Here is an 18,426-nt window from a genome sequence, read left to right as displayed (position 1 = left end):
GGAGAGGACATGACCGTAGCGAAAGCACTACCGCAAGAACTGATCGACAGCCTGCTGGCTGACTACAAGAAACCGGAAGACCTGATAGGCGAGCACGGCCTGCTCAAGCAGCTCACCAAGGCATTGGTCGAACGTGCGCTGAATGCCGAGATGGAAGCGCATCTTGGTTACGGCAAGAATGAAGCCGTCACCAATCCTGCGGGCAACACCCGCAACGGCAAAAGCAAAAAGACACTCAAGGGTGAATTCGGCGAGCTCCCCATCGAGATTCCTCGCGATCGCCACGGCAGCTTCGAGCCGCAACTCATCCCCAAGCACCAGACCCGCTGGACTGGATTTGACGACAAGATTCTGTCGCTCTACGCCCGTGGCATGACCGTGCGCGAGATCCAGTCCCACCTGGAAGAAATGTATGGCACGGAGGTGTCGCCGACGCTGACCTCCTCGGTGACCGATGCCGTGACCGACGAGGTGAAGACATGGCAATCCCGCCCGCTGGATGCGCTGTATCCCATCGTCTATCTGGACTGCATTCACGTAAAGGTAAGGGATGCCGGCACCGTCCGCGCCAAGGCGGCCTACCTGGCGTTGGGCATCAACATGACCGGCGAGAAGGAGCTGCTGGGCATCTGGATCGCCCAGACCGAAGGCGCCAAGTTCTGGTTGCAGGTGATGACCGAACTGAAGAACCGTGGCGTGCAGGACATCTTCATAGCCTGTGTCGATAGCTTGAAGGGATTCCCGGAAGCCATCGAGGCCGTATTCCCCAAGACCGACGTGCAGTTATGCATCGTGCATCTGGTGCGCTACAGCCTGAACTATGTCTCGTGGAAGTTGCGTGAAGAGGTCGTAACCGGCTTGCGCGCCATCTATAGCGCCGCCACCGTCGAGGATGCCGGGCTGCGGCTGGCCGAACTCGAGGAAAAATGGGGTGAGGCGTACCCGCCGATCATCCAGTCATGGCGGCGCAACTGGGCGCGTATCATCCCGTTCTTTGACTACCCGCCGGAGATCAGGCGAGTGATCTACACCACTAATGCGATCGAGTCGGTGAACATGAGCCTGCGCAAGATCACCAAGAACCGGGGCTCATTCCCAAGCGACGAGGCATTACTGAAACTGTTCTACCTGGCGCTGAATAACATCAGCAAGAAATGGACGATGCCCATCAGGGATTGGAAGGCTGCGCTAAACCGGTTTACTATCCAGTTCGAGGATCGGATGCCGCAACAGTAGAGAAACCCCGTTTACACAAAATTCGGGACACCCTCACCGCATCTTTCATGACGTCCCCAATTCCGGTATCGGGCAGTCGACTTTAAGCTGCCACTAGATCACAACTAACAGGGGCAGCATCACTTTTCTTCCCATGGCACAAAGCCGATTGTGCATTTCTTCTTTGGTTGTTTTCGGGTTCCTTGCTCAGCCGGATGTCATTTGTCTGCCAGCTCTGTTGCAAGTGATATGCGGTCGCCGCATAAGCTACGTCTAAACCAGATGCACCTCTATGCGCTTGCCCAATGCTGCGGCATATTTGCGCAGCGTGCTCAGGCTGGGCGAATGCTTGCCGCTGGCCAGGGCGCTTTCCAGGCGCGCGATGGCGGGGGCTTTCGTTCCCATGCGTTCGGCTATCTGCGCTTGCGTCAGTCCGGCTTCGCGGCGCGCGGCAAGGATTTCATCCAGGATGGCGAATTCTTCGCGGTTCGACCGCTCATATTCGGCGCGCACGGCAGGGTTTTTCAACATCTTGGCGACCATTTGCTCATGGGTCATGGTTTTGGTCTTCATTGCTTTACCTCCTTCATTCGTTTCTCGGCGATTCTGCGCTCCTTGGCCGGCGTTTTCTGCGACTTCTTGACGAAGCAATGCAGCATGACGATTTGCCGGTCGATCAGCGTGCAGTAAAACACACGGGCAATGCCTTCGGCTCCTTTCAAACGCAACTCGAACAATCCATCTCCAAAGGCTTCGGTATGCGGCTGCCCGAGATTTGCGCCATGCACCATCATTCTGGCGGTCAGCCCGATGTAGCGTGCCTGCAAGGTGGCTGGTAAGGACATGATCTCCTGTTGCAGCGCCTCACTGTAGTAGATGATGGTGTAGCTCATGCGAAATATTAACAAATATGTTAATGATATTCAACGATCAAGTAATGCGCCGCCGCCTCAGCCGCACCACCACCCAGTACATCGCCAGCGCGGCGACGATGTGCTTGGCGGTGTGGCCGCTGACCACGCCGGACAGGGCGGCGACCTGGCGGTCGGCGAGGTCGAACAGCAGGGCGACGAGGTAGAGGGCGATGACGGCGAGGATGTCGCGGTCACCGCTGTAGCGCGGCGGGTAGAGTCTGAGCAGCAGCGGGATCAGCAGCAGCGGGATCAGCAGCATGGGATGGAGCTGCATCAGGCCGTAGGCGCGCAGGTCGCCTGCGCCCTGCGCCTCGCTCCAGCCCCACCAGAACGCGCTGCCCAGGCCGGCGGCGAGCAGGAGCGGCAGCAGGCGCAGCCCGTTGGCTACGCTGACGCGCTCGCAGAGGATCGCGGTGAGCAGGGACATTAGCGCGAGCGAGATTGCGGCGCGATCCCATACCAGCCGGTCGTTGTCGGGCGCGAGGTGATAGTAACCGGAGCCGAGGCCGACCAGGATCGCGGCAATGAACAGCAGCCGGTAGGGGATGGCTTCGCGCCGATCGATGAAGGCGCGGCGCCCCGCATTGTTGAACAGGAAATGCAGGCCCGCCAGCCCCGCGAGCACGAACAGCGCGTTGGAGGCGGTGTCGAGGCAGTTGGGCACGCCGAAGCAGGCGCGTTGGTCGGCGAAATCATGGTATTGCAGCGGCTGCGGGATGCGCGGCAGCATCCACGCGAGGACGGCCAGCGCCGCGACGAACAGCCACAGGCCGAGAGTCCTCCGGTCAGGCGGGTGCGGCATCAAGGAGTCTGCGATAGATGGCGAGGTCGCCCGCGGAAAAGCAGCAGAAGATCACCTCGCGGATCGAGCCGAGTTGCGGCAGTGCGGTGCGCACGGTTTCGACCGCGACCCGCGCGGCGGGCGCCGCCGGATAGCCGTAGACGCCGGTGCTGATGCAGGGAAAGGCGATGCTGTGCGCACCGTGTTCCGCGGCAAGCCGCAGCGAGTTGCGGTAGCAGGAACCCAGCAGTTCCGGCTCGCCATGCATGCCGCCGCGCCACACCGGGCCGACCGTGTGGATCACGAATTTCGCGGGCAGGCGGTAGCCCTTGGTGAGCTTCGCTTCGCCCGCCATGCAACCGCCGAGCATCCGGCATTCCTCCAGCAGTTCCGGCCCGGCGGCGCGGTGGATCGCGCCGTCCACACCCCCGCCGCCGAGCAGCGAGGAGTTGGCGGCGTTGACGATCGCATCGACCCTGAGCGTGGTGATGTCGCCCTGGATGGCTCGCAGCAAAGTTGTCATGGCTGGCTCCTCTGGCGATGGGGCACAAATTAAACGCCTTATCTCGCGGCATCACAAGCATCCGTATTTTCCGGCAGCCTGTTATAGTGAGCGCCTCGGCGCTTCAATTGAGGCAGACATGGCAGTCGAAACCGAACTCAAATTGCGCATCGCCCCGGAGCAACTCGCCAGGCTGAAGCGGCATCCCCTGCTCGGGAAGCATCAAATCGCGCGCCCCGCCACGCGCCGCCTCTACAACATCTATTACGACACCCCCAAGCTCGAACTGCGCGAATCCGGCATGGCGTTGCGTCTGCGCCGCGCCGGGCGGCAATGGCTGCAAACCCTGAAGGGCGGCGGTTCGGTGCAGGCCGGCCTGCACCGGCGCGACGAATGGGAAATCCCGGTGAGCCGCGCGGCGCTGGATTTCTCCTCGCCCCAGACGGCGGAATGGGAAGAACATCTGCCGCCGCGGCTGCACAAGAAATTGCAGCCGGTGTTCGTCACCGATTTTTCGCGCACCAGCCGCATGCTGGAATGGCAGGGTGCGCAGATCGAGCTCTGCATGGATCACGGTGAGGTGCGCACCGAGCAGCACGGCACGCCGATCTGCGAATTGGAGCTGGAGCTGAAATCCGGCGAGCCGCGCCAGTTGTTCGAACTGGCGCTCGCGCTGCTGGAGATCGCGTCGCTCGAACTCGAATCTGTCAGCAAGGCGGAGCAGGGCTACCGGCTGCTGGCGGACCATGTGGAAAAACCCGTCAAGGGCGCGGCGCCCAGCCTCGCCCGCACGGCCACGCTGGCAGAGGCGCTGCAGACGCTGATCTGGTCGTGCCTGCTGCACTTGCAAAGCAACCTGCGCGGTGCGATGACCAGCGACGATGCCGAATACCTGCACCAGATGCGCGTCGCCCTGCGGCGGCTGCGCGTCGTGCTGCGCCTGGCCGGGAAATTCCGCGCCGACGAAGTGCTGAGCGCATTGAGCCAAGATGTCGCGGCGCTGTGCGTCGCGCTCGGGAGAATCCGCGAATGGGACGTGTTCATCGCCGAGACGATGCGGCCGATGTGCGCGCGCATGGCCGGCCATGCGGGCCTGCAGGCGCTGCTCGTGGCCAGCGAGCGGCAGCGTGCGGCTTGTTATGCCGAACTGCGCGGTACGGAGCAGGCACGCGAATTGCAGCGGCTGATGCTGCGTTTTGCGCTGTGGATGAGCGGCGAGTATTGGCAGTTGCCGCAGGATGCGACCGCGCCGCCGCTGCCGGATTTCGCCGCGCGCCACCTGCGCAAGCTGGCCAAACGCTTCGAGGAGGCCGGCCGGCAGCTCGACAGCCTCAATGACGCGCGGCTGCATGCCTTGCGCATCGTCGCGAAGAAGCTGAGGTACAGCGCGGAATTCTTCGCCGCGTTTTTCGATAAACAGAAGACCGGGCCGTTTCTTTCCGCATTGAGCGAGGTGCAGGATACGCTCGGCCAGATCAACGACGTGGCGGTGGCGCATCGCCTGCTGGACGAGCTCGCGGTGCTGCCGGAACTGGCCGCGCATCAGGAGGCGGTCGCGCTGGCCAAGGGCTGGATCGCGCACGGCCTATCCCGCCAGCTCGACATCCTGCGCAAGGCCATCCGGCATTTCGAGCGGCAGGAAGAATTCTGGGGCAGGGCACGATGAATTCCGCCGACCATAAAATGGAAGCGATGGAGCAGGCCACCCCGCCCATGCCGGGCGAGGCCATAGGCACGGTCGAGGAAGTTCACGGCCCGGTGGTGGACATCGTCTGCGAGCGCCTGCCGCCGCTGCACCAGGCGCTGTTCTGCGCGCTCGACCGCGAGCGTTATGTCTTTGAAGTCTACCGTCACCTCGACGAGCGCCGCGTGCGCGCGATTGCGTTGCATCCCACCGGCGGGCTCCGGCGCGGCCTGCCGGTGTTCGACAGCGGCGGGCCGCTGCGCATCCCGGTCACGCCGGATTGCCTGAACCGACTGCTCGACGTGTTCGGCGCGCCGCTCGACGGCGGACCGCCGCTCGCCGCCAAAGAGCTGCGCAACATCATCGCGCGCCCGGCATCGCTCGCGGATACCATCCCCGCGGCGGGCGTGCTCGAGTCCGGCATCAAGGTGATCGACCTCCTGTGCCCCTTCGTCAAGGGCGGCAAGACAGGGTTGTTCGGCGGCGCGGGGGTGGGCAAGACGGTGCTGATCATGGAATTCATGCACGCCATCGTCAGCCTGCACCAGGGCGTGTCGGTGTTCGCCGGCGTCGGCGAGCGCATTCGCGAAGGGCATGAATTGTGGCACGAGATGCAGGATGCCGGGGTGATGCCGCACACCCTGATGGTGTTCGGCCAGATGGACGAGTCGCCCGGCGTGCGTTTCCGCGTCGGCCTGTCGGCCGTGGCCTACGCGGAATACCTGCGCGACACGCTGGGCAAGGAGGTTCTGCTGCTGATGGACAACGTGTTCCGCTTCGTGCAGGCGGGCAGCGAAATCTCCGGCCTGCTCGGGCGCATGCCGGCGACGGTCGGTTACCAGCCGACGCTGATGAGCGAGGTCGCGGAACTGCAGGAGCGCATCATCTCCACGCGCAGCGGCGACATCACCGCGGTGCAGGCGGTGTACGTGCCGGCGGACGACATGACCGACCCGGCGGTGAGCACCATCCTGTCGCACCTCGACACCATGGTGATCCTGTCGCGCAGCCAGGCGGCCAAAGGCATCTACCCGGCGATAGACCCGCTGCTCTCGTCGAGCAAGATGATGGACCGCAGCTTCCTCGGCGACCGCCATTACAGCGTCGCCGAAGGAGTGCGCGAGCATCTCGCGCGCTACAAGGAGCTGGAGGACATCATTGCGATGCTCGGCCTGGAGGCGCTCTCGGAAAAAGACCAGCGCACCGTGCTGCGCGCGCGCAAGCTGCAGCGCTACCTGACCCAGCCGTTCCACGTGGTGACGGCGCACACCGGCATCAAGGGCGTGTCGGTGCCGCTGGAGCAGACGCTTATCGACTGCGAGGCCTTCATGCGCGGCGACTACGACGACGTTCCCGAGGAGCGCTGCTACATGCGCGGCTCGATGCTGGATGAGGCGTCCGCATGAAGACTTTTGTCATGCACCTGCAGAGCGCGACGCAGTATGAGCGCGTCGAGAACGTCGCGAGCTTCGTCGGCGAGGATGGCTCCGGCAGCTTCGGTATCCGCGCGCGCCACGCGCGCACCATGACCGCGCTGACCTACGGCCTGGCGCGCTACCGGCTGCAGGACAATGGCTGGCGCTACCTTGCTTTTCCGCGCGGCATTCTTTATTTTGCGGATAACGCGCTCTACATCAGCACGCGGCGCTTCCTGCACGATGCGGATTACCAGCGCATCAGCAAGGGCCTGCTGGAACAGTTGCTCAAGGAAGAGGAGGAATTGCGCACGATCAGGGAAAGCCTGCATCGCCTCGAACAGGAAATGTTCCGCCGCCTCTGGCAGATGGGGCGGCGCGGAGCCGGACCATGAACGACGAACAGTTGCGCAAGGCGGTCGAGAAGCAGGTGAAGCGCATGAAGCGTGCGGAGAAGGAGCGCTCCACGCTGCTCGCGCAGTCGGTGTTCATGGGTACGCTGGCACTGCTGTTCGTGTTGCCGGTGATCGTCGGCGCCTACCTCGGCAACTGGCTGGACAACATGGCCGAGGACTATTCGATCTTATGGACGATGGTGCTGCTGTTTGCCGGACTGGTTCTCGGCATCGTCAATGTCTACATCTTTGTCAGGGAGCATGACTGATGGAAGAGGCAGCCATCTGGTTCCACATCGGCCCGCTCGCGATCACCTCGGTCGTCGTGACGACCTGGGGCGTGATGGCCGCGCTGGGGCTGTTCTGCGCGCTCGCAACGCAGCATCTGGCGCTCGATCCCGGCCCGGTGCAGACCGTGCTGGAAGGCGCGGTGTCGGCCATCGAGGCGGCGATCGAGGCGGTGCTACCGGAGCGCGCGCAGCTGCTGCTGCCGTTCATCGGCACGCTGTGGATCTACATCCTGGTCTCAAACCTGCTCGGCATCATTCCGGGCCTGCACGGGCCGACCGGGAACCTGTCGGTGACCTCGGGGCTCGCGCTGCTGGTGTTCCTCTCGGTGCACTGGTTCGGCGCGCGCAGCCAGGGGGTGCGGCGCTATCTGCGGCACTACCTCAGCCCCAGCCCGATCCTGCTGCCGTTCCACCTCATCAGCGAGGTGACGCGCACCGCCGCGCTCGCGGTGCGCCTGTTCGGCAACATCATGAGCCTGGAAATGGCGGCGCTACTGGTGCTGCTGGTCGCGGGAGTGCTCGCGCCTGTGCCGCTGATGATGCTGCACATCGTCGAGGCGATGGTGCAGGCGTATATTTTTGGCATGCTGGCGCTGATCTACGTGGCGGGCGCCATGCAGTCGCAACAGAATCTTGAACGAGACGAGGAGGGGGATGGTGATGAGTGACATGACATTGTTTACGGTGCTTTCCACGGTCGGGGCGGCACTCGCGATCGCGCTCGGCGTGATGTTCCCGGCGCTGGCGATGGGGCGCGCGATCGGCTCGGCGCTCGACGCGCTCGCGCGCCAGCCGGAGGCGGAGAAGTCGATCACGCGCACGCTGTTCATCGGCCTCGCGATGATCGAGTCGCTGGCGATCTACGTGCTGGTGATCGTGCTGATCATCCTGTTCCGCAACCCGCTGCTGCAGTATCTGGTTCATTAGACGGCGGGGGCGACCGTGGAATTCGACTGGACGACCTTCGCCCTCGAAATCGCCAACTTCCTGATCCTGGTCTGGATCCTGAAGCGCTTTTTGTATCGCCCGGTGCTCGATGTCATCGCCAAACGCCGCGCCGGGGTCGAGAAGACGCTGGCCGACGCGAAGCGCATCGAGGCCGAGGCGGGCGAGCTCAGGCAGCGCTGCGAGCGCGAACTCGCGCAATGGGAAAAGGACAAAGAGGCGGCGCAGGCGCGGCTGCGCGAGGAACTGGCGGCGGAGCGCGAGCGCCTCATGGCCGGTCTGGAGGCGTCGATTGCCGAGGAGCGCGAACGGCGGCGCGTGCTCGACGAACGGCGCCAGCACGACTTGCAGCGCGCGGTCGAGGAGCAGGGCATCGCGCAGGGCGCGGCATTCTCCGCCAGGCTGCTTGGGCGTGTGGCCACGCCGGAGCTGGAGGCGCGGCTGTATGCCTTGTTGCTGGAGGATTTGCGCAGCCTGCGCCCCGAGGACAGGCGCGCCGTGGCGGAAGCCGCAGCCGTGCCCGGACTGGAACTCAAGGTGCAGAGCGCGTTTGCGCTCGATGCAAAGAGGCGGGACGAACTCGCGCACGCGCTGGCCGACGTGGCGGGACGGGAGTTACCGGTCGTATACCGCGAGAACCCGGAGCTGCTCGCGGGATTCCACGTGGCCATCGGGCCGTGGATCCTGCACGCCAACCTGCGCGACGAATTGAAGTTCTTCAGCGGTGCATTGCGTCATGCCGGATAGAGTCCCGACGGCTGCCGTTTCCCCGCTCGCCGCGCAGGCCGAGTGGCTGGCGAAGTATCGCTATGCGCTGCGCCTGTCCGAGCAGGGTACGGTGGTGTCGGTCGGCGATGGTATCGCGTGGATCAGCGGGCTGCCTTCGGCGCGCATGGATGAGATCGTGCGGCTCGAAGACGGCAGCAGCGCGCTGGTGTTCCACCTGACTCGCAGCCGCATCGGTGCGATCCTGCTGCGCCAGACCGAGCGGCTGACCGCGGGTACCTCGGCCTTCCTGACCGGCCGGCGGTTGAGCATCGGGGTTGGCGACGAGCTGCTCGGGAGGGTGATCGACCCGCTCGGCGCGCCGCTCGATGACGCAGGGCCGCTCAATCCTCATGCGCACCGCCTGCTCGACGTGCGCTCGCCGCCCATCGTCGCGCGCGACTTCGTGGAGCAGCCGCTCTACACCGGCAACAAGATCGTCGATACGCTGATTCCCGTCGGCAAGGGGCAGCGGCAACTGATCGTCGGTGACAACGGCACCGGCAAGAGCGCGCTCGCCGTCGATGCGGTGATCAACCAGCGCGGCAAGAACGTCTATTGCATCTACGTGCTGATCGGCCAGAAGCGCTCCGCCGTGGTGAATACCATCGAGACCCTGCGCCGCGCGGGCGCGCTCGACTACACCACGCTGGTGGTCGCGGAAGCCACGGCGATGCCCGGCCTGAAATACCTCGCGCCGTTCGCCGGCTGCACCGTGGCCGATGCGTGGACCTGGCAGGGGCGCGACACGCTGATCGTCTACGACGATCTCACCACCCATGCGCGCAGCTACCGCGAGCTCTCGCTGCTGCTGCGCCGCCCGCCGGGGCGCGAGGCGTATCCCGGGGACATCTTCTACCTGCACGCGCGCCTGCTCGAGCGCTCCACGCGCCTCTCGCCGAAGCACGGCGGCGGCAGCATGACCGCGCTGCCTATCATCGAGACCGAGCAGGGCGAAATATCGTCCTATATCCCGACCAACCTGATCTCGATCACCGACGGCCAGATTTACCTCGACCACGACCTGTTTGCGCGCGGCTTCCTGCCCGCGATCGATGTCACGCGCTCGGTGTCGCGCATCGGCGGCAACGCCCAGCATCCCAGCATCAAGAAGGAAGCGGGGCGCATGAAGCTGGATTTCCTGCAGTTTCTCGAACTGGAGGTGTTCACGCGTTTCGGCTCGAAGCTGGAGGCCAGCATGGAGGCGCGCATCCGGCGCGGCCAGATGCTGCGCGAGATGCTCAAGCAGGACCTGCTGAACCCGCTGTCCATCGAGTTCCTGATGGCGTGGCTCGTCGCCTACAACGAGGGGCTGTTCGACGGCGTCGAGCCGGCGAAGGTGAAGCAGCGCCTCGCGCTGCTGCAGCAGAAGGTCGAACGCGCCGGGGTGAGCATCGAAGAGGGGCGCGACCAGTGGAAAGAGCTGGTGCACGCCTGGCTGAGCGAAGAGGAGGCCTCTTCGAATGAGCAAGCGGCGTGAGGTAAGGGAGCGGCTCGCGACGCTCGACGAGATCGACGGCATCATGGTCGCGATGAAAAACCTCGCGCTGTTGGAGACGCGCCGGCTGGAGTCCTTCCTCGGCACGCAGCGCCGTGCGGTCGCGAGCATCGAGGCGGCCGCGCAGGACTTCCTCGGCTTCTATCCCGAAACCGCGGCGCATCCCGGCGGCGCGCGGCAACTGCTGCTGGTGTTCGGCTCCGAGCGCGGCCTGTGCGGCGACTTCAACGAGACGCTGCTCGCGCCGCTCGATGCCGCCATGCGGCAGGAGGACACCCTGCCGGTGGTGGTGGGGCGCAGGCTGGAGGCCAAGCTGCAAGGGGACGAACGCATTGCCGCCTTCGTCGAAGGCTCCGGCGTGGCCGAGGAGGTGCAGGCCGCGCTGGTGCGGCTGGCCAAGGTGCTCGGCGAGCTTCAGCAGCAGCGCCCCGAAGAGGCGTGGCGAATCGGCGCGCTGTACCATGACGAAGAAAGCGGCGCGCCAAGGCTGCGCCAGTTGCTGCCGCTGGAGCCGCCCAGAACGAAACTGGCCCATTCGCATCCGCCGCTGCTCAACCTCGAACCGGCGCAGTTCCTCTCGCAGCTCACCGGGCAGTACCTCTACGCCGTGCTGCACGAGGTGTTCTACGCCTCGCTGATGGCGGAGAACCGCAAGCGGCTGGAGCACATGGACAGCGCAATTCGCCGCCTGGAGAAGGACGAGGCCAAGCTACGCCTGCGCTACAACGCGCTGCGCCAGGAGGAGATCATCGAGGAGATCGAGATCATCATGCTGAGCGCCGAGGCGCTGGTGAGCCAGCGGGCGGGTTAGAGAGGGTGTGCGGCATGCAAAGGGATTTTATTATAAGACGCCCAACGTGGAGCTAAGGGGCGCGCCGGCGTCCCAGCGACCGGAGGGAGCGAACTTGAGCGTAGGGTTAGCATGACTTTAATTTCCCGGCCATTGCATTAATAAAACCCTCATGTTTTTTTAATGAAGGGATTAATTCTTTTGTTAGGTAAAACCAAACCTTGAATTCCTGAGGGCTTCTCGGATAGCTGTGGATTGGATTGTTGTATGACCAAGGTAAAAGCTCGCCGGTCTTCCCGGAAAATTCAAAATAGAACTGCTCTTGACGAATGCAAATATAAAAATTGAGATGCGTAATGTGCCGAACTAGGGGGCCAATACCACCATGGGAATGGCCGCGCATCATTGTGCCCCCAAGATAAGGGCCAGAAAATGTAAAGCTAGCACCTTTCGAAAGGTCTTCGGTAGTCAGACTTGTCAATAAGAATGTGGTTATAAGAGTAAAGCCAAAATGTGGGCCTTCATGCTCTACAAAATATGCGGTCTTGTTATATTTCAATCTATCTATTCGTAAGCCTGACTCCCCAATTCTTGGAGTCAATCCAGAATAGATCCGTTTGCCGTCAATCCAAACCTCACCGTTCAGTTTGGGATGTTCAGCTTCTTTGTATTCTGCTCCAGTCATTTGCTTTTGAGTGCTAACGTGAAATATACACCTTCAAAAATACCCACCTATAGACATTTGTGGCCATAGGTGGAGTTTCATGTCTATAGATGGATACACGACATCTCCATTATTAGGCATGTTTCACCACTCTGCCGGCAAGCCCGAGGGTGCGGACGGCGGAGCGGGGAATGCGCCACAGTTTCAGCTCTGCATCCCAGTGTCCCCTTCAAAATCACTGCCAACGGCTTCCAGCGCATTGGGCCCAGTTTAATTCGATTGCTTCGGCCAAAAATACCGTAAAGGTACCAGAGTCGATTTCCTTTATCGGTGTTAATCCGTGTCTATCCGTGGCTAATCGGTTTCTTCAGGTTGATTGCTTCAATGTGCGGCATGCCCCGACAGCACGCAGGGATGCTCGCCCGTCTCGACCTGGATGGTGGTGTGGTCGATGTCGAATTCGTCGTGCAGATAATTCGCGATGCGGCACAGGAAGTCGTCGCCGGGCTGGCCGTCCGGCATGATGAGGTGCACGGTCAGGGCGGTTTCCGAGGTGCTCATCGCCCAGACATGCAGGTCGTGGATCGCTTTCACGCCGGGCAGGCCGGACAGGTAATCCGATACCTCATCCAGTTCGATCGAGGCCGGCACGCCGTCCAGCGAGAGGCGCAGCGAGTGGTGCAGCAGGTCCCAAGTGCCGAACAGGATCACCAGCGCGATCACCAGGCTGATCGCCGGGTCCAGCCAGGTCCAGCCGGTCCAGACGAACAGCGCGGCGGCGATGACGACGCCGAGCGAAACCAGGGCGTCCGCCACCATGTGCAGGTACGCGCCGCGCAGGTTGAGGTCGTGCCGTTCGCCGCGCGGCATGAACAGCCAAGCGGTGAAGCCGTTGACCGCGATGCCGATGCCGGCCACAACCATGACGGCGCCGCCCTGGATCGGCACCGGATTGGCGAACCTCTCGATGGCTTCCAGGACGATGCCGCCCGTCGCAACCAGCAGCACCAGCGCGTTGAACACCGCCGCCATCATGGTCGCGCGCCCCAGGCCGTAGGTGTGCCGCTGGCTGGGACGCAGCCGCGCGAGGTAGAAGCCGCCCCAGGCCATGAGCAGGCCCAGCACGTCGCTCAGGTTGTGGCTCGCGTCGGAGAGCAGCGCGAGCGAATCCGTCAGCCAGCCGTAATACGCCTCGACCAGCACGAACACCACGTTGATCGTGATGCCGGTGGCGAAGGCGCGGTCGTAGTTATGGCTATGCGAGTGGCCGTGAGTGTTCATTAAATTCCTCGTTGTTCATTTCTTGTTTTCTTCGTCATGGCCCCTGGTTAGCCGCGCGGCGATCCAGGTGATTCCGACCGCTGCTGCCATCAGCCCGAAGGCGACGCCGACCCGGCCGAGGTAATCCGGCGCGATCAGCAGCAGGACACCGAGCTCCAGCATCATCGCGCCGGACATCAGCTTGAGCAAGCGGCCTTCGCGTTCCGTGAGCTTTCTCGCGCCGAGGCTGAAGGCGAACACTGCGACGATCAGCGCCAGCGGCAGGACGTAGATCAGATTATACGCGGCGAGATAGCCGTAGCGCGCGGCGGGCGCGAGGTCGGCCAGCGTGAGCAGGCGCGTGTAGACCATCGGGAAGCCCGCCGTGCACAGCAGCTCGTAGAAGTTCGCGGCGATGGCCAGGAACATCGTGGCGGCGAGCATGGCCGGCAGGTTGCCGGCATCGAGGATCGCGCGGGTGCGGCGGAAGATGCCGGGCTTTTTCGATTCCGGGATGGATAAGGTGAAGCCCTGCTTGAAGCGGAAAAAATCCTTCACGTTCACCGCGCCGACGAAGACGGCGAGTACGCCCGCGGCCAGCGTGACCCAGGCGAGGTGGCCGAAGAGCTGGAAGACGTTCAGCCAGGCCGCCATGAAGGCGAAGTACATGACGCCGGACACCAGCACGAAGACGCCGCCGACGAGCAGCATGCGGCCGCGGCTTTTCTGGTGCGCCATCATCGAGAGCAGGAACAGCAGCACGAAGAAGGCGCAGGGGTTGAAGGCATCCAGCCCGGCGAGCACGAGGGTGAGCGCGGGCAGCGAGAGACTCGCGGGATCGATTGCGCCGACCAGCGGCAGGCGGAGGGGTTCGGCCGGTGCCGCCTGCGCCACCTTCCCGTCTAGGGCGCGCGCGCGGCAGTCGTCGAGGCGTTCGCGTATTAGCGCGCCGGTGGTTGCGTCGCTGTCCCAGCCGACATGCATCTCGCCGCAGAACAGCAGCGCCGGGACGGCTGCCGCGTCCTCGCCGAGCTGCCGCGCCATGTCCTCGTAGCGGCGCACGTTTTCCGGATGGCGGCTGAGTTCAAGATTGTGCAGCCTCACCCAGGGGCGCGCCTCGGGGAGCGCCTCGATGTAGGGGCGCGCCTCGGTGCAGTGCGGGCAGGTGAGCGACCAGAAGAAGTAAAGCTGTACCTCGGGTTGGCCGTCGGCGCCGGTTTTAATCCATGCGTCGTCGGCCCGGCCTGCGCCGGGCAGCAGCGTGAGCAGGCAGGCCGCGAAAAACAGGAGTTTGCCGATCATCGCAAGTTTCCCGTGATATTTATCGGCATGATACCCGCGGGCAAATAAATTTCAGATGAAAAAAACGGCATCCGGATGGATGCCGCAACAGGGAAGATGGATACACTCAAGCAGCTTGAGCAGGAGAGGTTGCCTTTGCTCGATTGCTTAACCGGCTTGTTTATTTCGTCAGCGACGAGCCCGATGTGTCGCGGACCTGGTTTTTCCATGCCTTGCGGATCAGGTTCTGCACATTTTCCGGCAGCGGCACATAGTCCAGCTCGGCGGCCAGCTTGCCGCCGTTGGCGTAGGCCCAGTCGAAGAATTTCAGGACTTCCTTCGCGGTATCGGGGTTTTCCTGCATCTTGTGCATCAGGATGAAGGTCGCGCCGCTGATCGGCCAGCTTTCCTTGCCGGGCTCGTCGGTGAGGATTTCGTAGAAGCCCGGCGCAGCTTCCCATTTTGCGTTTGCGGCGGCAGCCTTGAAGGAAATCTCGCCGGGCGCGACGAACTGGCCGTCGCGGTTTTTCATCTGCACCGAGGCCATCCTGTTTTGCAGCGCGTAGGCGTATTCCACGTAGCCGATGGAACCCTTGATGCGCTGCACGTAGGACGCCACGCCCTCATTGCCCTTGCCGCCGGTGCCGGCCTTCCAGGAGACCGCCGTGCCTTCGCCTACCGCAGACTTCCACTCGGGGCTGGCCTTGGACAGGTAGTTGGTGAAGATGAAGGTGGTACCCGAGCCGTCGGAACGGTGCACGACGGTGATGTTCTCATCGGGCAGCTTGACGTCCTTGTTCAGCGCGGCGATGGCGGGATCGTTCCACTTGGTGATCTTGCCCAGATAGATGTTCGCCAGCGTCTCGCCATCCAGCTTCAGTGCGCCGGAGCTGACGCCGGCCACATTGATAACGGGAACCACGCCGCCGATCACGGTCGGGAACTGCATCAGGCCGTCCTTCTCCAGCTTTTCCAGCGTCAGCGGCATGTCGGACGCGCCGAAATCCACGGTCTTGGCGGTGATCTGCTTGATGCCGCCGCCGGAGCCGATGGATTGGTAGTTCATGCTGACGCCGGTCTGCGCCTTGTAGGCTTCCGCCCACTTGGAGTAAATCGGAAAGGGGAAGGTCGCGCCCGCGCCGGTGATGGTTGCGGCCGCCTGGCTCGCGCCCGCATAGGCGAGAGTGGCGGCAGTGGCGATGCCGGTGATGAGTTGCCTGAGTCTGCTGTTCATATGCTCTCCATAATGTTTGTCGATCCGATGCTTCAAACCGGTAAGCCGTATTTAGAAGCTGTGCTTGATGCCGAGCGAAACCACGGACGGGGAAGCCCCGATGCCGTTGACGGTGCTTGCCGCCGAGGTGGTCTGGCTGAAGCCGTAGTCGCTGCCGGTCTTGTTGCTGATGCGCGAGTAGATCGCGTACAGCTTGGTGCGCTTGCTCAGGCCGTGGTCGTAGCCCAGGCTGAACTGGCTGGCGCCGGTGTTGGCGGCCGAGGCCAGCTTGCCTGCCCGGCCATAGGCGAACTTGACGGCGTTCATGCCCATCTTGTAATTGCCGGACAGGTAGTAGGCGTTGTGACCGAAGCGATCCGCACCGACCGCGGCGCAGCCGCCGGCCACCACGGCGGTGCACAGGTTGTCGCTGGTCTTCTCGTAGGCGAAGCCCAGGGTGAACGCATCCATCATCGTGTAGCCCAAGCCGACCTTCCAGGCCGATTCCTTGCCTCCGACGCGGGTCACGTCGAGCTTGTGGTCTTCGTAGGCGAGGGAGCCATAGAATGGGGCGGCGTCATACGTGGCGGCCAGGCTCGTGAGGCTCTCTTTCAGTTGCGCGGCCGTGGTGTTGGTCTCCCTCAAATTGGCATAGGCGATCATGCCGGTGAAGCCGCTCAATTTGGGCGTGGTGTAGTGGATGGTATTGGTCGGGCGGCCGTCGAAGGCAGTGTTGGCGGAATCGACCGTGGTGGGGCTGGTCACGCCGCCCATCAGCGCGCGGTTGTCCGCGACGCTGTCGGCGAACGGGTCCAGCTTGCGTGTGGCGAGCTTGTAGGGCGTATCGTGGCGGCCCAGCAGCACGGTGCCTGCGCCGTCGCTCTTCAGGCCGATGAAGCTGTTGCGCGTGGCAAAGGTGCCGGTGCCTCCCGCTTCGGTGGTGTTGTCGATGTTGATCTGCTGCTCGATCTGCCAGATCACCGACAGGCCGCCGTCCAGCCCCTCGGCCCCCTTGAGGCCCACGCGCGAGACGTTGCTCGACACATTGGTCTTGTTTGCCCCGGCGACGCCGGCTGCGGAAGTGCCGTTCCTGATGAAGTCGTACGACAGGTCGGCCACGCCGTAGAAGCTCACATTGGCGGTTTCGGCCAATGCGGGCGCCGAGAAGGTTGCGGCGGCCAGTGCGATGACGATGAGTTTCTTCTGTTGTGTAAGTGCTTTTTGCATTGCTCAAATCTCCCGTAGTTTTGAAAAGAAAAGCCGCCTTGATGCGACACGGGCAGATTAGAGGGGGGGTGTGAAAAACCGGTTAAAGATCGGTGAATGTTTTGTTACTGGGGATTGTTCAATTACGAATTGATGGCGGTGTGAACGGGGGGGGGAACTGACTGGGAATTATGATTCCGCCTTACGCCGAAAAGCGGTAGCCGCTGCCGCGCACGGTCTGGATCAGGCTGTCCTTGCCGGCAACTTCCAGCGCCTTCCTGAGCCGGCGGATATACACATCCACGGTGCGCTCATCGACATAGGCTTGCGTGCCCCACACATGGTTGAGCAATTGGGAGCGGCTGAACACCCTTTCGGCATGGTTCATGAAAAATTGCAGCAGACGGAATTCGGTCGGCCCCAGTTCGATGCTGGCGTCGCCCGCCCTGACCCGATGCGATACGGGTGAAAGCTCCAGTCCGCCTATGGCGATGGATTCGTCCGTCATCGCCAGATTATGGCGCCGCAACATGGCGCGTATTCGCGCAATGAGCTCGCGCGGCGAGAACGGCTTGGTGATGTAATCGTCGGCACCCGATTCGAACCCGAGTATCTTGTCGTGCTCTTCTCCCTTGGCGGTCAGCATGATGATGGGGGTGTCGCGGGTTGCCGCTTCGCTGCGGAATTGCCTGGCGAGCAGCGGGCCGCTGGTGTTGGGCAGCATCCAGTCGAGCAGAATCAAGTCTGGCGGGCTTTGGCGAATTTGCTCCCAGGCGCTTTCCGCATCTACCGCGCGCAATGCGCGGAACCCGGCCTGGGTAAGATTGAATGCCAGAAGCTCCTGGATTCCAGGCTCGTCTTCGATCACCAGAATAGTTGCGCTCATTTTCGACCTCCGTTCTCATCAAAGGAATGGCCAATATATGCGTAATTTGTGACAGGAAGATGAATCCGGGACCTCCGGAATGGCGTGCACAAAAATTTTGTATCGATCAATTCCAGGAGGTGCAGAAAGTGAAGCTATTTTTCCGGCAGGCAAAAGGGGATGGCCGGTGGCGTGAGCAAAAAAGCATTCCGGATCGCAACCGCTTTTTGGGGCGGCATTGAAGGTAAATTGGCGTGGAATTCGTGAAGCGGTTTATCTGCCTCCTTCTTTTGCGTCTGGCGGGCTGCGCTATCTTCGCCGCCGGGCAGGAAGCCGTAGCCGAAGGGTTGCAAGGCCAGCTTCATCCGCATGTCCAGCCTGATGATATGCTCGTCGATCAACCAGTTTTTCAGATGGCGTGAGAAATACTTTATTGCGCCGCCGGACCAAAGGACGTTCTTGGCGGCTAACTCGTTCCGTATCCGCTGGAATTCCTTCAGCAGGTATTGTTGCCCTACGCCGTGCCGGTCGAAATTAAATCCGACTGCCCGGGCGATTTTTTCTTCGTTTGCGAAATGGATACGCAGCCAGCTTTCGAGCGGATCAACCGCCTGCAGCAGGGACGCGGCATCGCCATTTCTGATCTCACGTATCACGTCCCTGGCCATGCGGATCAGGTTCCTGTGCTCGGAGTCGATGACTGCATTTCCGACGCTCAATTTTCTCGTCCAGATCAATTGCAT

21 protein-coding genes are annotated in these 18,426 nt (G+C 62.6%); 10 read left to right on the top strand and 11 right to left on the bottom strand.

Features of this window, described 5'->3' with window-relative positions:
• Nucleotides 1-9: 9 nt before the first annotated feature.
• A complete protein-coding gene (locus ACRRNM_RS05400) occupies nucleotides 10-1,236 on the top strand; it encodes an IS256 family transposase (protein WP_435627215.1) in 1,227 nt (408 codons plus the stop codon).
• Between the two features lie 252 nt (nucleotides 1,237-1,488).
• Here ACRRNM_RS05400 and ACRRNM_RS05395 read toward each other — a convergent pair whose 3' ends face one another.
• The 4 genes from ACRRNM_RS05395 to ACRRNM_RS05380 are packed head-to-tail and all read right to left on the bottom strand — an operon-like array spanning nucleotide 1,489 to nucleotide 3,433.
• Complete coding sequence (locus ACRRNM_RS05395) at nucleotides 1,489-1,788, bottom strand: helix-turn-helix domain-containing protein (protein WP_435627214.1); 300 nt, start codon at nucleotides 1,786-1,788, stop codon at nucleotides 1,489-1,491.
• A complete protein-coding gene (locus ACRRNM_RS05390; RefSeq protein ID WP_435627213.1) occupies nucleotides 1,785-2,108 on the bottom strand; it encodes a type II toxin-antitoxin system RelE/ParE family toxin in 324 nt (107 codons plus the stop codon). The genes ACRRNM_RS05395 and ACRRNM_RS05390 overlap by 4 nt, the downstream gene beginning before the upstream one ends.
• 37 nt (nucleotides 2,109-2,145) lie before the next feature.
• Nucleotides 2,146-2,931, bottom strand: a complete 786-nt coding sequence (locus ACRRNM_RS05385; protein ID WP_435627212.1) for an alkaline phytoceramidase — start codon at nucleotides 2,929-2,931, stop codon at nucleotides 2,146-2,148.
• Nucleotides 2,915-3,433: an O-acetyl-ADP-ribose deacetylase gene (locus tag ACRRNM_RS05380; RefSeq protein WP_435627211.1), complete on the bottom strand. Its 519-nt coding sequence runs from the start codon at nucleotides 3,431-3,433 to the stop codon at nucleotides 2,915-2,917. The genes ACRRNM_RS05385 and ACRRNM_RS05380 overlap by 17 nt, the downstream gene beginning before the upstream one ends.
• 118 nt (nucleotides 3,434-3,551) lie before the next feature.
• Between ACRRNM_RS05380 and ACRRNM_RS05375 the strand changes: the two genes are divergently transcribed.
• The 9 genes from ACRRNM_RS05375 to ACRRNM_RS05335 are packed head-to-tail and all read left to right on the top strand — an operon-like array spanning nucleotide 3,552 to nucleotide 11,215.
• Complete coding sequence (locus ACRRNM_RS05375) at nucleotides 3,552-5,078, top strand: CHAD domain-containing protein (protein ID WP_435627210.1); 1,527 nt, start codon at nucleotides 3,552-3,554, stop codon at nucleotides 5,076-5,078.
• Between the two features lie 47 nt (nucleotides 5,079-5,125).
• On the top strand, nucleotides 5,126-6,502 hold the full coding sequence (gene atpD, locus ACRRNM_RS05370; RefSeq protein ID WP_435628641.1) for a F0F1 ATP synthase subunit beta: 1,377 nt from the start codon (nucleotides 5,126-5,128) through the stop codon (nucleotides 6,500-6,502).
• Nucleotides 6,499-6,906, top strand: coding sequence for a F0F1 ATP synthase subunit epsilon (locus ACRRNM_RS05365; protein ID WP_435627209.1), 408 nt, complete (start codon nucleotides 6,499-6,501; stop codon nucleotides 6,904-6,906). Before atpD ends, ACRRNM_RS05365 begins: the two co-directional genes overlap by 4 nt.
• Nucleotides 6,903-7,175: an AtpZ/AtpI family protein gene (locus ACRRNM_RS05360; RefSeq protein ID WP_435627208.1), complete on the top strand. Its 273-nt coding sequence runs from the start codon at nucleotides 6,903-6,905 to the stop codon at nucleotides 7,173-7,175. Before ACRRNM_RS05365 ends, ACRRNM_RS05360 begins: the two co-directional genes overlap by 4 nt.
• Nucleotides 7,175-7,864 (top strand): F0F1 ATP synthase subunit A, encoded by a 690-nt coding sequence (locus ACRRNM_RS05355; protein WP_435627207.1) that lies wholly within the window; start codon nucleotides 7,175-7,177, stop codon nucleotides 7,862-7,864. The genes ACRRNM_RS05360 and ACRRNM_RS05355 overlap by 1 nt, the downstream gene beginning before the upstream one ends.
• Complete coding sequence (locus tag ACRRNM_RS05350) at nucleotides 7,857-8,123, top strand: F0F1 ATP synthase subunit C (RefSeq protein ID WP_435627206.1); 267 nt, start codon at nucleotides 7,857-7,859, stop codon at nucleotides 8,121-8,123. Before ACRRNM_RS05355 ends, ACRRNM_RS05350 begins: the two co-directional genes overlap by 8 nt.
• Before the next feature lie 15 nt (nucleotides 8,124-8,138).
• On the top strand, nucleotides 8,139-8,888 hold the full coding sequence (locus tag ACRRNM_RS05345) for a F0F1 ATP synthase subunit delta (protein WP_435627205.1): 750 nt from the start codon (nucleotides 8,139-8,141) through the stop codon (nucleotides 8,886-8,888).
• Complete coding sequence (locus ACRRNM_RS05340; RefSeq protein ID WP_435627204.1) at nucleotides 8,878-10,386, top strand: F0F1 ATP synthase subunit alpha; 1,509 nt, start codon at nucleotides 8,878-8,880, stop codon at nucleotides 10,384-10,386. The genes ACRRNM_RS05345 and ACRRNM_RS05340 overlap by 11 nt, the downstream gene beginning before the upstream one ends.
• The gene (locus tag ACRRNM_RS05335; RefSeq protein WP_435627203.1) at nucleotides 10,370-11,215 is read left to right on the top strand and encodes a F0F1 ATP synthase subunit gamma; all 846 of its coding nucleotides are present in this window, start codon (nucleotides 10,370-10,372) and stop codon (nucleotides 11,213-11,215) included. The genes ACRRNM_RS05340 and ACRRNM_RS05335 overlap by 17 nt, the downstream gene beginning before the upstream one ends.
• Before the next feature lie 106 nt (nucleotides 11,216-11,321).
• On the opposite strand, the gene ACRRNM_RS05330 is transcribed toward ACRRNM_RS05335, so the two are convergent.
• The 7 genes from ACRRNM_RS05330 to ACRRNM_RS05300 form a co-directional block, all read right to left on the bottom strand.
• The gene (locus ACRRNM_RS05330) at nucleotides 11,322-11,879 is read right to left on the bottom strand and encodes a hypothetical protein (RefSeq protein ID WP_435627202.1); all 558 of its coding nucleotides are present in this window, start codon (nucleotides 11,877-11,879) and stop codon (nucleotides 11,322-11,324) included.
• A 360-nt stretch (nucleotides 11,880-12,239) separates the two neighbouring features.
• Entirely contained in the window at nucleotides 12,240-13,139 is a 900-nt protein-coding gene (locus tag ACRRNM_RS05325; RefSeq protein WP_435627201.1) for a cation diffusion facilitator family transporter, read from the bottom strand.
• 15 nt (nucleotides 13,140-13,154) lie between these two features.
• Entirely contained in the window at nucleotides 13,155-14,420 is a 1,266-nt protein-coding gene (locus ACRRNM_RS05320) for a hypothetical protein (RefSeq protein WP_435627200.1), read from the bottom strand.
• Between the two features lie 160 nt (nucleotides 14,421-14,580).
• Nucleotides 14,581-15,633 carry a phosphate ABC transporter substrate-binding protein PstS gene (gene pstS / locus ACRRNM_RS05315; protein ID WP_435627199.1) on the bottom strand — a complete coding sequence of 351 codons (1,053 nt, stop codon included), beginning with the start codon at nucleotides 15,631-15,633 and terminating at the stop codon, nucleotides 14,581-14,583.
• A 51-nt stretch (nucleotides 15,634-15,684) separates the two neighbouring features.
• Nucleotides 15,685-16,839, bottom strand: a complete 1,155-nt coding sequence (locus ACRRNM_RS05310) for a porin (protein WP_435627198.1) — start codon at nucleotides 16,837-16,839, stop codon at nucleotides 15,685-15,687.
• 181 nt (nucleotides 16,840-17,020) lie between these two features.
• Nucleotides 17,021-17,704: a phosphate regulon transcriptional regulator PhoB gene (gene phoB, locus ACRRNM_RS05305; RefSeq protein ID WP_435627197.1), complete on the bottom strand. Its 684-nt coding sequence runs from the start codon at nucleotides 17,702-17,704 to the stop codon at nucleotides 17,021-17,023.
• Nucleotides 17,705-17,838: 134 nt separating this feature from the next.
• Nucleotides 17,839-18,426: a bacteriohemerythrin gene (locus ACRRNM_RS05300; RefSeq protein WP_435627196.1), complete on the bottom strand. Its 588-nt coding sequence runs from the start codon at nucleotides 18,424-18,426 to the stop codon at nucleotides 17,839-17,841.

The organism is Ferrigenium straubiae, from assembly GCF_051257895.1.
Classification (GTDB): Bacteria; Pseudomonadota; Gammaproteobacteria; order Burkholderiales; family Gallionellaceae; genus Gallionella; species Gallionella straubiae.
The sequence above is the reverse complement of the archived record's forward strand: the minus strand, read 5'-3'. Positions and strand labels throughout refer to the sequence as shown.